The organism is Rhodococcus sp. GB-02, from assembly GCF_053470465.1.
The window spans coordinates 2,441,468-2,454,368 of record NZ_JBPUKE010000001.1; the positions used below are offsets into that span (position 1 = coordinate 2,441,468).

Genomic DNA, 12,901 nt, shown 5'->3' on the forward strand with positions numbered 1-12,901 from the left:
CAAGCACTGCGCGACACGTGGTGCTCGAATAGCGTGACACTGGTCGACGGGAGACCCCTGCCGGCCACGCGAGGACTTGGAGGACACATGACCCGGATCGTGATCATCGGTGGCGGACCCGCCGGCTACGAGGCGGCACTGGTAGCCGCGCAGCACGGGGCCACGGTCACCCTGGTCGATTCGGACGGCGTCGGCGGTGCATGTGTGCTGTTCGACTGTGTTCCGTCGAAGACATTCATCGCGTCCACCGGAATCCGCACCGACATGCGTCGTGCATCCGATCTCGGCATCACCTTGGATCCGGAGCAGGCTTCGGTTTCATTGCCGAAGATCCACTCCCGAGTCAAGAGTCTCGCGTTGTCCCAGTCCTCGGACATTCGCGCACGGTTGCAGACGGTCGGCGTCGAGGTTCTCTCCGGTACCGCCGAACTGACCGATCCGCTCCTCGGAATGGCGGCGCACCAGGTTCGCGCGACGCTCGGAAGCGGTGAGCAGAAGACCATCGACGCAGACGTCGTGTTGATCGCCACCGGCGCCAGCCCCCGCATCATCCCGGGCGCGGAGCCCGACGGTGAGCGAATCATGACGTGGCGTCAGCTCTACGACTTGGACGAGCTGCCCGAGCACCTGGTAGTGGTCGGTTCCGGTGTCACCGGTGCCGAGTTCGTCTCCGCGTACACCGAGATGGGTGTCAAGGTCACTCTCGTGTCCAGTCGTGACCGTGTTCTGCCCGGCGAGGATGCCGATGCGGCACTCGTACTCGAGGACGCCCTCGCCGAGCGCGGTGTCTCCCTCGTCAAGCACGCCCGCGCGGACGCCGTCGAGCGCACCGAGAAGGGCATCGTCGTCAAGCTCTCCGACGGCCGCACGGTCGAGGGGAGCCACGCTTTGATGACCGTCGGTTCCGTCCCCAACACCAACGGTCTCGGCCTGGAACGGGTCGGCATCGAGTTGGACAAGGGTGGATACCTGCGTGTCGACCGGGTTTCGCGCACCACGGTTTCCGGTATCTACGCTGCCGGTGACTGCACCGGACTGCTTCCGCTCGCCTCGGTGGCTGCGATGCAGGGACGCATCGCGATGTACCACGCGCTCGGTGAAGGCGTCAGCCCGATCAAGTTGAAGACTGTCGCGTCGGCCGTCTTCACGCGCCCCGAAATTGCAACGGTGGGTGTTTCGCAGGCGGCGATCGACAACGGAGAGGTGCCTGCTCGCACCGTCATGTTGCCGCTCAATACCAACCCGCGCGCCAAGATGTCCGGTTTGCGTCGCGGTTTCGTGAAGATCTTCTGCCGTCCGGCTACCGGCGTGGTCATCGGTGGTGTTGTGGTCGCACCCACTGCTTCGGAACTGATCTTGCCGATCGCGATCGCCGTACAGAACAACCTGACGGTCAACGACCTGGCGCAGACGTTCTCGGTGTACCCGTCGCTGACCGGATCGATCACCGAGGCTGCTCGTCAGCTCATGCGTCACGACGACCTGGACTGAGAACGGACCAGAGTCTTCTTACAATGTGGGAACTCTGTTTCACATACTGAAGTATTGGTGAGATAGTCGGGATACCGACCGAATCAAGGGTCGGTATCTCGGCGCTCTCCCGCCCCGTTGACCCAGGACGGCTCAGGGTGTTTTTCCTCTGACCTTCATTCTGCGTGCCTGGGAGCTTCACATGACACACGCCGCGCTGTCCGCTCGTATGGACGGACTCCGTAGTTCTGCAATTCGCGATCTACTCACCCTGACTGCCCGACCCGACGTCATCAGTTTGGCCGGCGGGCTACCCGACCCCGATTTCATTCCTCGGGAACGAATCTCGAAGGCGGCACACGACTCGCTCGGTGACCCCTCGTCCGTCCAGTACAGCGAGACCTCCGGCCTGTGGCGCCTCCGTGAGGTGGTCGCCGAGCGCGAATCCACGAAAATCGGGCGATCACTCGACGCGTCCGAAGTTGTGATCACACACGGTTCTCAGCAAGGTTTGAGCTTGCTCGCACAGGTGCTCCTCGACGTCGGTGACGTTGTGGTCGTGGAGGAACCGGCGTATACCGGTGCGCTCCAGGTCTTTCGGACGGCGCAGGCCAGTCTCGTTCCGGTCCAGCTGGACGAGGACGGGATGGACACCGCCGCGCTCGAGGTGAAACTCGATGCCGGTCTTCGGCCCAAAGTTGTTCACACCGTAAGTAATTTTCACAACCCGCGCGGCGCGGTGCTCTCCGTGCAGCGCCGAACGCACCTGGCTGCACTGGCCGACCGATACGGATTCTGGGTTCTCGAGGACGACCCGTACGGCGAGCTGTACTTCGGCGACCAACCGCCCGCGCCACTGGCGGCGTTGTCGGACAGGGTGATTCGGCTGTCCAGTGCCTCCAAGGTGTTGGCGCCGGCGCTACGCGTCGGCTGGCTGCACGGCGATCGGCGAGTCTGCGAGGCCGTCGAACTGATCAAGCAAGGTGCTGATCTGTGCGGTTCTTCGCTCACTCAGCAGATCGCCGCTGACCTCTTCTCCGACCGCGGGTGGTTCGACGCGCATCTCGACAAGCTCCGGGCGGGGTACGGAGCCAGAGCGAAGGCAATGGTCACGGCCGCGGAGACTGAATTGGGTGGTCGTGCAAGCTTTTCCGAGGTCCGCGGCGGCATGTTCTGCTGGATGGATTTTCTCGACGACGTCGATACCACCGAACTCCTGGGGGTCGCACTGAAATACGGAGTCGCTTTTGTCCCAGGTTCGGCGTTCGCAGTCGAAGCGGACCTCAGCCGAAGCGCTCGACTGTGTTTCGCGACGTATCCTGAAGCCGTGCTGGTCGATGCCGTAGGCAGGCTCCGGGACAGTGTCAGCGTAGGTACAGCCTGACCTTGTCGATCGTGTTGTGGAGCAGATCGATCTCCGTGCCCGACGGTGGGGTGGTGACGGTGACATGGTCGGCGACGGCCAGGTCCCATCCCGTCGACTCCCGTACCTGATCGACAGAGATTCCCTCGTGGACGCTGGTCAACTCCAGTTCGCCGCCGGGGCCCTGGTGTGTCAGGACGCCGAGGTTGGTGAAAACCTTGGTCACTCCTGCACCTGCCGGCATGATGCCCTTTCCGCTGGCGAGGGCGCGGGCGGGGCTTGGTGAGGTGCAGAAGTCGAGCTTGGCAGGAAACGAACTGAGGTCGTGGCGACGCATTACGACGAAGATTTCGGCGGCGTTCGCGATGATCTCGACAGCCCCGCCCGCTCCGGGCAGTCTGACGGTCGGGTTCTTCCAGTCACCGATGAAACTCGTGTTAAGGCTGCCCGTTCGATCGATTTGAGCGGCCCCCAGAAATCCGACGTCGACGTTGCCACCTTGCAGGACATAGCCGAAGAGCGCGGCCATGCTCAGCACGGATTCGGCACCGGAGACAACCACGGAGTCGGCGATACCCTCGGCCATGGCTGACGGGTGCGCGCCGCACACCCCGGACTCGTAGATCAGCTCGACACCCGGATTCGACGTGTGCCTCGCGAGATCGACTGCGAGCGTGGGTAGCCCAACTCCGGCAAAGACTCGGCGTTTACCCGCCAATTCGCGTGCCGCGACGGCGACGATGGTTTCGGTAGAGGTGGTCGGACCGATGTCGATCGTGGTGGTCATAGTCTGCTCCCGTAGTCGACTGGTGTGGAGAGTTTTGATCCGACCTCGAGATCGGTCCAGTAGTCTGCTCCGAGTTTGGCGAGATACTCGCTGTGACTGTCGAGTGCGTACACCCAATCGTCGAGCCAATCTCTCAGCCGTGAAGGATCTTTGGAAATTTCGGTCCAGCGTCGGTAGAAACCGCAATCGCGGTCGTAGTATCCCTGTGCGTACGACGGGTGCGCGCCGCGTGGGCAGACGACAACCGCGTCGACTGCGTGCGAGGGAATCAGAGTTCGGCTGGGGTCGGACCTGATGACCTCGTCGTCGACCAGTTCTTCGACAATGACGATCGCCTTCTTCGCGGCGTACACGGCTTCTTGCTGCACCCCGGCGATGCCCCAGATCTGTGCGTTCCCGGACGCGTCCGCTCGCTGTGCACCGATGATCGTCACATCCGGATTCAGTGGCGGCACAACGTAGACGCTCCCGCCGCCGTACGGGTCGTCGACGAGTCTCAGTTGTGGGTTGAGCGCGGGCAGATCGCTCCCGGCGTACGACCGTAGCGGAAAGAAGGGAAGCCTGGCGGCTCCAGCCTGATACCGGCAGACCATGCCGTAGTGGCTGTATTCCTCGACTTCGAGGGGGAGTGGGTCCTGGTTCTCGATGCGTCTGCGTAACTCGTACAGAGAGCCCGCGGACCCGCTGGCGAAGAACGATGCAACCAGCTTTCGGACGCAGCCGGCGGCGACGAGCTGATCGGAAACGATGTCCGGCGTCATCCGGCACAGCGTGAGGTCCTTTCTGCGCTGCCGGATGATCTCGTGTGCCGCGGAAAACGGAATGAGATGCGAAAACCCTTCCAGCGCAACAGTCATGCCGTCTCCGACGTATCGACCGATGGCCTCTTTCATCGAGAGGGTCTTGTCCACGTGTGTACCTCTTCTTGCGTTCTCGCGCACTCGGTCGGTTTCGGAAACTTGACAGGGTCGGCCGGCATGGCGCAACAATGTCGGGTGGAAATTCATCAGATCAACGCATTTCTCGCGGTGGCTGAGGAGCTACATTTCGGCCGTGCGGCGCAGAGGCTTCGGATTGCGCAGCCGCCACTGAGTCGAACGATCAGGCAATTCGAGAAACAGCTCGGTTCGCCGTTGTTCGATCGAAGTACTCGAACCGTGCGGTTGACTGCTGCCGGCGAAGCGCTGCTGCTGCCGGCGCGCGAGATACTGGACGCGTGCCGGATGGCCGAGATCGCGGTGTCCGCGGCAGGCAAGGGAACGACAGGTCGCGTTCGCCTGGGTTTTGCGGGAACCTCGTCGCATCTGCTCGTCGGGCGGTGGGCGAAATTGGTGAGAAAGACGAATCCCGGTATCGAATTCGTCCTCGACAGTTCCGCTTTCGCGAACGAGGCGTTGTTGATGCTGCTCGATCGACGACTCGACATCGGGATGGTGCGGTGGACCGTTCCGCCGCTCGGGATCACGTCGAGGTTGATCGCCGAGGAGGACTTTCTGGTTGCCATGTCGAAAGACCACCCGTTGGCGTCGAGGGACTCGGTTCGGTTGATCGAATTGGAGTCCGAGAATTGGGTGACGCTTCCGGCTGAACCAGGGTCGATTCTGAGGGAATCTCTGCTCACTGCGTCGAAGAACGCAGGGTTCCTCGCCCGAATCGTGCAGACGGCACCGGATTCGATGTCGTTGATCGCGCTGGTGTCCGCGGAAATCGGATGCTCGTTGACCATTTCCTCGGTAGCCCAGAGCATCGTGAACCCGGATGTGGTCTTTGTTCCCGTCATGGATCCACCTCCTCCTCTTCAACTTCGTATCGCCTGGCGAGAGGGAGACGACAGACCTGCTCTTCTCGAAGTGTTGAAATTGTCCGAGCAGGCTCTGCCGTCGCTGGCTTAGACGGTTGCCCGACCTGAAGTAATTTCACCGGCTTCGGACTTAGGCGAGTTAGCGCTTCCGGCAAGGGTGTTCTCGAGTTCGAGTTCGTCGTAATCCGCCTGCTCGGCCGTCGAGAGTTCGCTTGCGTTGTACCCGGTCCGGCGGAGCAGGAGAAGGGTGCAGATCAGCGAGACAAGTGCGTACAGCCCCGACACGATCGCGACCCCGACGATGTTGCCGGACGTGTTGAGCATCCATTGCGCCAGTACCGGAGTTCCGCCGCCGACGATGAGGGAACACAGTTGGTACGCCGTCGACAGGCCGGTGTAACGGATGTTGGCGGGGAAGGCCCGAGCGAGAACGCCGGCTATCGCGCCGTAGAACATCGAGTGCGGGATCGTGGCGAGACACATCGCGACTACTGCGATGGTGAAGTTCCCGGTTCTGATGGCGAAGAACATCGCGGGCATGAGAACGAATTCCGGTATCACCATCAGACACATGGCTTTTCGCATGTCGATCTTGGAGACCAGGACGGCGCCGAACGGTTGGACGATGAACTGTACGACAAGCGCGATCGCGATGGCGGCGAGGAAGGTTCCTCGGTCGTATCCGAGTTCTTTCGTGGCCCAGGACAATGCGAAGGTGTTCTTGAAGTAGGTGACCTGCGCGAGGGGGAGTGCGCCGGCGCCGAGGAGAACCAGTACCCAATGCTTGCGCAACACTTCGGCGAGCGGAAGTTTGACGATCTTCTTTCGGGCGAGAACGGCTTTCATCTCGTCGGACTCTTCGAGTTTGAGGCGAATGATCATCCCGAGAATGACCAGGCCTGCCGAAACGAGAAATGGGATTCGCCAGCCGTAGAGAAGGAATGACGGCGTCGGCATCGAGGACAGCAGGAAGAATGCGATGGTGGCCAACAGATTTCCGGCGGGTGAGCCCTGTTGAGCGAACGCGGAGTAGAGGATGCTCTTGCCCTTCGGCGCGTTCTCACTGGCGATGAGCACTGCACCGCCCCACTCGCCACCGACCGCGACTCCTTGGATGACGCGAAGGGTGACCAGGCCGATCGGCGCCCAGATCCCTACCTGTGCGTAGGTGGGGAGGAGTCCGATGCCGACGGTGGCGACGCCCATCATCATCAAGGTGATGACCAGAGTGTTCTTGCGTCCGATCCGGTCGCCGAGGTGACCGAAGATGATCCCGCCGATCGGCCGGGCGAGGAAGCCCGCCCACAGAGTGATGAAGGCGAGGAGCGTTCCGACTCCGCTCGGGAGAGTGTCGGAGAAGAAGATGTCGCCGAATACCAAGGCAGCCGCGGTGCCGTAGATGTAGAAGTCGTACCACTCGATAGTGGTTCCGATGAACGAAGCGATACCGGCTCTTCGTGCCTTGGCGTTGATCTCCTCGGAACTGCGAGTGGGTGAACTCATGCGTGGCGACCTTTCTCTGCATCATTCGCGGCGCCGAAACGTGGCGCGCCTGAATGAGATTCGCAGAGTGGTGTAGGTCACGTCCAATACCAACTTGGTCGCCTATTGATACCTCAGGAGTATCAATAGGCGACCACGATCAGCTCTTCCGGTATGGAAGGTTCGGGGTGACTACTCCGACCAGTTGTACGTCCTCTCGACGGCCTTGTTCCACTCCGCGTACAGCCGTGCTCGCTCGGACTCGTTCATCGCCGGTTCCCAAGTCTGACCGACGGCCCAGTTGTTTCGGATGTCTTCGGTGTCCGCCCAGTAACCGATGGCGAGGCCCGCTGCATATGCAGCGCCGAGCGCTGTCGTTTCGTTGACCACCGGACGGATGACGGGAACTCCGAGGATGTCCGACTGGAACTGCATCAGGGTTTCGTTGACCACCATGCCGCCGTCGACCTTCAGCGCAGAGAGTTCGACGCCTGAATCCGCACGCATGGCGTCGATGACCTCGCGGGTTTGGTATGCCGTCGCTTCGAGTGCCGCGCGGGCGAGGTGTCCCTTGTTGACGAAGCGCGTCAGGCCGACGATGACGCCGCGCGCGTCGGGTCGCCACCGGGGTGCGAAAAGTCCCGAGAACGCGGGTACGAAGTAGGCGCCGCCGTTGTCGTCGACACTTGCGGCGAGCGGCTCGATGTCCTTGGCGTTCTGAATGATTCCGAGATTGTCTCGAAGCCACTGGACCAAGGATCCCGTCACCGCGACGGAACCTTCGAGTGCATAGACGGCGGGGGCTTCGCCGAGTTTGTAGCAGACGGTGGTCAGCAGTCCGTGCTTGCTGTGAACCGGCTTAGTTCCCGTATTGAGAAGCATGAAATTGCCGGTGCCGTAGGTGTTCTTGGCTTCACCCTCGGAGAGGCAGGCCTGACCGAACGTCGCTGCCTGTTGGTCACCCAGAATTCCGGCGACCGGTACTCCGGCGAGATTGCCGCGAGGGCGACCGGTGCCGTACACCTCGGAAGAACTACGGATTTCCGGGAGCATCGACATCGGGATTCCGAAGTCCGCACAGATCGATTCGTCCCACTGGAGGGTTCCCAGATCCATCAACATCGTGCGTGACGCATTGGTGACATCTGTCACGTGAACACCCTCGGTCAAGTTCCACACGATCCACGTGTCGACCGTGCCGAAGCACAGCTCCCCGGCCTCCGCTTTGGCTCTCGCTCCGTCCACGTTGTCGAGAATCCAGCGGATCTTCGGCCCGGCGAAGTAGGTCGAGAGCGGTAGTCCGGTCTTGTCTCGATACTTGTCCGGACCCTCGTCGCCGCCCAGTTCGACACACAGTTGATCCGTGCGCGTGTCCTGCCACACGATCGCGTTGTAGATCGGTTTACCCGTCGAACGCTCCCAAACGACGGTCGTCTCACGCTGATTCGTGATTCCGACGGCCGCGATGTCGGCCCGCGTGAGATCGACCTTCGCGAGAGCGCCGGCAACCACCTCCCGAGTGTTGATCCACAGCGCCACCGGATCGTGCTCGACCCAACCGGCACGCGGGAAAATCTGCTCGTGTTCTTTCTGCGCAACGCTCACCACGGCGCCGTTGTGATCGAAGATCATGCAGCGGCTCGACGTCGTGCCTTGGTCGATGGCGGCGATGTATTGATTCACTGTGCTCCTAGGTTCGGGCGCGTTCGCAGTAATCCGGGCGCTGTCGCAGTATGTGGATCAAGCTACTAGCCTGTAAACGGATTCGTCGTCGACTTACAGGAGACCGGGTTGAGTAAGCAGCAAGGTGCGCAGTTTCTCGGCCCGCAGCAGCGTGAAGCTGCTTGGGAACAACTTCAGACCGAGCAATTCGACGTCGTCGTGGTCGGTGGCGGTGTGGTCGGTGTCGGAGCTGCCCTCGATGCGGCAACCCGCGGACTCAAGGTTGCGTTGGTCGAGGCCCGTGACTACGCATCCGGCACGTCCAGTCGCTCGTCGAAGATGTTCCACGGCGGTCTCCGCTATCTCGAGCAACTCGAATTCGGCCTCGTTCGTGAGGCGTTGCGTGAGCGCGAACTGTCGTTGACCACGCTGGCGCCGCACCTGGTCAAGCCGCTGAAGTTCCTGTTCCCCTTGGCTCACCGAGTGTGGGAACGCCCGTACATGGCGGCAGGAATCTTCCTCTACGACCGGATGGGGGGCGCAAAGTCGGTCCCCTCCCAGAAGCACCTGACCCGGGCGGGCGCGCTGCGCATGTCGCCGAGCCTCAAGCGCAGTTCGCTGACCGGTGGCATCCAGTACTACGACACCGTCGTCGACGATGCTCGGCATACCATGACCGTCGCACGCACCGCTGCACATTACGGCGCAGTTGTGCGAACGTCGACGCAGGTCGTGGGCTTTCTGCGCGAGGCGGACCGGGTCTCGGGAGTTCGTGTTCGCGACTGCGAAGACGGTCGCACCGCCGAGGTCAAGGGTCACGTCGTCATCAACGCGACCGGTGTCTGGACGGACGAAATCCAGGCGCTCTCACGTCAGCGCGGACGGTTCCGGGTGCGAGCGTCGAAGGGCGTACACATCGTCGTCCCGCGCGATCGCATCGTCAGTGAAGCTGCCATCATTCTGCGCACCGAAAAGTCGGTGCTGTTCGTCATTCCGTGGGGCAGTCACTGGATTATCGGTACCACCGACACCGACTGGAACCTGGATCTTGCGCACCCCGCGGCAACCAAGGCCGATATCGACTACATCCTCGGTCACGTGAACTCCGTGCTGGTCACACCGCTGACGCACGCCGACATCGACGGTGTGTACGCCGGTCTGCGTCCGCTGCTTGCCGGTGAGAGCGACGAGACGTCGAAGCTCTCGCGCGAGCACGCCGTCGCCCGGGTCGCTCCCGGTCTGGTCGCCATCGCCGGCGGAAAGTACACGACGTATCGGGTCATGGCGGAAGACGCCGTCGACGTGGCTGCAGAAGACATTCCTGCGCGCGTGGCGTCGTCGATCACGGAGAAGGTGCCTCTCGTCGGTGCCGACGGCTACTTCGCGTTGATCAACCAGACCGTGCAACTGGGTGAGCAGTACGGCTTGCATCCGTATCGAGTCAAGCACCTGCTCGACCGTTACGGTTCGTTGATCACCGAGGTCCTCGAACTCGGCCGCCAGACGCCGGAGTTGTTGCAGCCCATCACGGATGCGCCCGATTATCTCCAGGTCGAAGCTGTGTACGCGGCTGCGGCCGAGGGCGCCCTACACCTCGACGACATCCTGGCTCGCCGCATGCGCATCGCTATTGAGTATCCGCATCGTGGGGTCAACTGCGCGCAGCAGGTCGCCGGATTGGTCGCACCGATTCTCGGTTGGGATGCCGCCACCGTCGAGCGTGAAGTCGACACCTACCGAGCACGTGTCGAAGCGGAGATCGAGTCACAGACCCAGCCGGACGACGAGTCGGCCGATGCCTTGCGTGCCGCAGCGCCGGAGTCGCGGGCCGAGATCCTCGAGCCCGTCGTCGTGGTGCCGGATCGGGTCTGAGTCGCCCGTCGTTTGCTCTCGCTCTGTCGTGGGTAGGCCGGATGACGAATCACCACCCGTGTCAGCACAGACCGGTCGAGCGTCGCCCAGGAGGATCCCAATGTTCGGTAGTCGGTCGCGGTCTGCTGAGGAACACATAGCCACCGCTTATCTGGTCACTCACCTGTGCGGAGCGATGGTAGGGCTGCAACTCTCGCGGTCACTCTCGGACTCGTACGGTGCCTGGGCTGAAGGCGAGTTGGATTCGCTGCCAGGTGAGCTCGAGTACGAGATCGAACAACTGCTTCAGCTGATCGAGGACACGCAGGGCATATCGCTGCCGCGGTACTCCAAGATCGATGCGACGGTCAATCGGATCCGACGCCTCGTTCACGTCGACGCCATCTGGCGTAATCGCCTCGTGAAGCTGGCGACTCTCGAGATCATGCGTACCGCGCTGTGCGGCAAGAGTGCGATGTGGGAGGTTCTGAGAGACATTCCGGCCGGGGAGACGGAGGAGCAGTACCGCGAGCTCAACGCCCTGGTGTCCAAGCAGATCAGAACCGTGACGGGTCTGCATCACCGCGCAGCCACCGAGGCATTTCAGGGGGCAGACGGGCGGCAATCGGCGAGCGGCGGCGACCCCATCCGCTCGAGTAAGTAAGGTTTGTACCGTTCGATGAAGAATTCGATGAACGGTAGACCCCGAGGTGTATGGAGATGGCTGAGCGCGACCAAGCACTGACAGATCCCAAGGCAGTGTTCGCGGCGTTGGCGGAGATCCTCTACTCCGCGGCAGACAGCGCCGAGGTGTACTCCGCGATTTGTTCGGCAGCCGTCGAGTTGATCCCCGGTTGCGACCACGCAAGTCTGATGCTGCGACGGGGAAATACCAACGTCACGGTGGCTGCCAGCGACGAGATTGCCGAGTACGCAGACGATCTCGAGCGGGCCACGGGTGAGGGGCCGTGCATCGACGCTCTCGACACGGAGGCGCCGCAGCTCGAGTCGGACCTTCGCACTCCGAATCAGTGGCCGGAATTCGCCCGGAAGGTAGTGGCAGAGACACCCATTCGCGGCTCGATGGGGTTCCGACTGATGGTCGATCGTCAGAAGTTCGGTGCCCTCAACCTCTTCTCGGACACTCCGGGTGCTTTCACCGAAACCGTTGCCGACCACGCGATCATGTTGGCGTCGTTTGCGTCTGTGGCCGTCACCGCGCTGAACCGCGGAGAGGATGCCGACTCGCTGCGGCGCGGCCTGGCGAGCAGTCGTGAAATCGGTCAGGCCGTCGGTCTGCTGATGGCATTGCATCGTGTGTCCGACGACGAGGCCTTCGACATTCTGGTGCGAACCTCGCAGAACATGAACGTCAAGATCGCCGAGTTGGCCCGTAAGGTCATCGTCCAACATCGTTCGACTCTGGACTGAGCGCTTCGTTCGTCCTGGGAGAGCCGAGGAGTTGAGATCGCTTGCGATCCACCGTCTCTCGAAGTGCCGTCACCACCGCTGCGACTTCCGGGCGTCGCAAGGATTCCGAACGGGCCACCAGCCAGTACGAAAGTCTGACTTCGATGTGAGCCGGCAGCACGCGAATCAGATCGTCGTGCTGCTCGGCCATGAAACAGGGGAGCAGGCCGATGCCGGCACCCGCGCGCGTTGCCTCGATGTGGACGAACACGTTGGTGGACGTGACGGCCTCGCGCATGGAAACTGTTAGCTTGCGAGCCAGATCGAGTTCGTCGACCTGCAGCATCGAGTCGATGAAATACACGAGCGAGTGTTCGGCCAGATCTTCGGCACTTTCGGGGACAGCATTCTGACGTAGATACTCTCGGGAGGCGTACAAACCCAGCGCGTAGTCGGCCAGATGGACGGCTTCGGCGCGGTGAACTTGAGGTTTGCCGACAACAACCTCGATGTCGAGCCCCGAGCGTATCTGCGACGCCTTTCTGGTTGCGACAACAATCTCGACGCTGACGCGGGGATGGCGTCTGCGAACCGCTGCGCCGGCGGGCGCCGCGATGTATGCGCTGAATCCGTCGGTAGCCGAGACTCGCACGACGCCGTCGAGTTGCTGCTGACCGGTGGAGTCGAGCGCCAGTTCGTTCACCGCGGCCTCGATGCGCTCGGCCGCGCTGAGGGCTTGTTTGCCCAGGTCGGTCAACTCCCAACCGCCGGACGAGCGAACCAGCACATGGCCGCCGAGGCTCTTCTCGAGCGAGGAAATGCGGCGCGAAATGGTGGTGTGGTTGAGGCCCAGGTCGTCGGCGGCGGTGTTGAAGCGACCGGTGCGACCGACCGCGAGAAGTACCAGTAGGTCGTCCGGGCTCAGTCCGAGAGTCATATCTGCATTTTTGCACGTCTATGGTGCGAGATTTGTCATTGTCGTGCCAAGAATCTGCACTGATACTCATCGAGTCACAAAAAATGTGCGAGCGGTCACATTCCTGATCGTGAAGAGCAGGCGAATCGCGAACTGAAG

11 protein-coding genes are annotated in these 12,901 nt (G+C 62.0%); 6 read left to right on the top strand and 5 right to left on the bottom strand.

The features are described 5' to 3' along the window. Positions 1 to 87: 87 nt before the first annotated feature. Positions 88 to 1,491 carry an NAD(P)H-quinone dehydrogenase gene (locus ACSW29_RS11555; protein WP_230812434.1) on the top strand — a complete coding sequence of 468 codons (1,404 nt, stop codon included), beginning with the start codon at positions 88 to 90 and terminating at the stop codon, positions 1,489 to 1,491. Positions 1,492 to 1,672: 181 nt separating this feature from the next. Further along, a complete protein-coding gene (locus ACSW29_RS11560; RefSeq protein ID WP_448277268.1) occupies positions 1,673 to 2,854 on the top strand; it encodes an aminotransferase-like domain-containing protein in 1,182 nt (393 codons plus the stop codon). Here ACSW29_RS11560 and ACSW29_RS11565 read toward each other — a convergent pair. Next, entirely contained in the window at positions 2,835 to 3,620 is a 786-nt protein-coding gene (locus ACSW29_RS11565; RefSeq protein ID WP_448277269.1) for a CoA-transferase subunit beta, read from the bottom strand. The genes ACSW29_RS11560 and ACSW29_RS11565 overlap by 20 nt on opposite strands. Then, positions 3,617 to 4,531, bottom strand: a complete 915-nt coding sequence (locus ACSW29_RS11570) for a CoA transferase subunit A (protein WP_347872050.1) — start codon at positions 4,529 to 4,531, stop codon at positions 3,617 to 3,619. The genes ACSW29_RS11565 and ACSW29_RS11570 overlap by 4 nt, the downstream gene beginning before the upstream one ends. Before the next feature lie 84 nt (positions 4,532 to 4,615). Between ACSW29_RS11570 and ACSW29_RS11575 the strand changes: the two genes are divergently transcribed. Beyond that, complete coding sequence (locus tag ACSW29_RS11575; RefSeq protein WP_230812442.1) at positions 4,616 to 5,512, top strand: LysR substrate-binding domain-containing protein; 897 nt, start codon at positions 4,616 to 4,618, stop codon at positions 5,510 to 5,512. Here the strand turns inward: ACSW29_RS11575 and ACSW29_RS11580 are convergent. Continuing rightward, complete coding sequence (locus ACSW29_RS11580) at positions 5,509 to 6,924, bottom strand: MFS transporter (RefSeq protein ID WP_347872051.1); 1,416 nt, start codon at positions 6,922 to 6,924, stop codon at positions 5,509 to 5,511. The genes ACSW29_RS11575 and ACSW29_RS11580 overlap by 4 nt on opposite strands. Positions 6,925 to 7,095: 171 nt before the next feature. Then, positions 7,096 to 8,586 carry a glycerol kinase GlpK gene (glpK, locus tag ACSW29_RS11585; RefSeq protein WP_448277270.1) on the bottom strand — a complete coding sequence of 497 codons (1,491 nt, stop codon included), beginning with the start codon at positions 8,584 to 8,586 and terminating at the stop codon, positions 7,096 to 7,098. 108 nt (positions 8,587 to 8,694) lie between these two features. On the opposite strand from glpK, the gene ACSW29_RS11590 reads away from it, so the two are divergent. From ACSW29_RS11590 to ACSW29_RS11600, 3 genes are all read left to right on the top strand, one after another. Beyond that, a complete protein-coding gene (locus ACSW29_RS11590; protein ID WP_003940825.1) occupies positions 8,695 to 10,437 on the top strand; it encodes a glycerol-3-phosphate dehydrogenase/oxidase in 1,743 nt (580 codons plus the stop codon). A gap of 100 nt (positions 10,438 to 10,537) precedes the next feature. Beyond that, entirely contained in the window at positions 10,538 to 11,080 is a 543-nt protein-coding gene (locus ACSW29_RS11595; protein WP_448277271.1) for a hypothetical protein, read from the top strand. A gap of 50 nt (positions 11,081 to 11,130) precedes the next feature. Next, a complete protein-coding gene (locus ACSW29_RS11600) occupies positions 11,131 to 11,847 on the top strand; it encodes a GAF and ANTAR domain-containing protein (protein WP_095969034.1) in 717 nt (238 codons plus the stop codon). Here the strand turns inward: ACSW29_RS11600 and ACSW29_RS11605 are convergent. Further along, complete coding sequence (locus ACSW29_RS11605; protein WP_448277272.1) at positions 11,816 to 12,763, bottom strand: LysR family transcriptional regulator; 948 nt, start codon at positions 12,761 to 12,763, stop codon at positions 11,816 to 11,818. The genes ACSW29_RS11600 and ACSW29_RS11605 overlap by 32 nt on opposite strands. Positions 12,764 to 12,901: the final 138 nt, after the last annotated feature.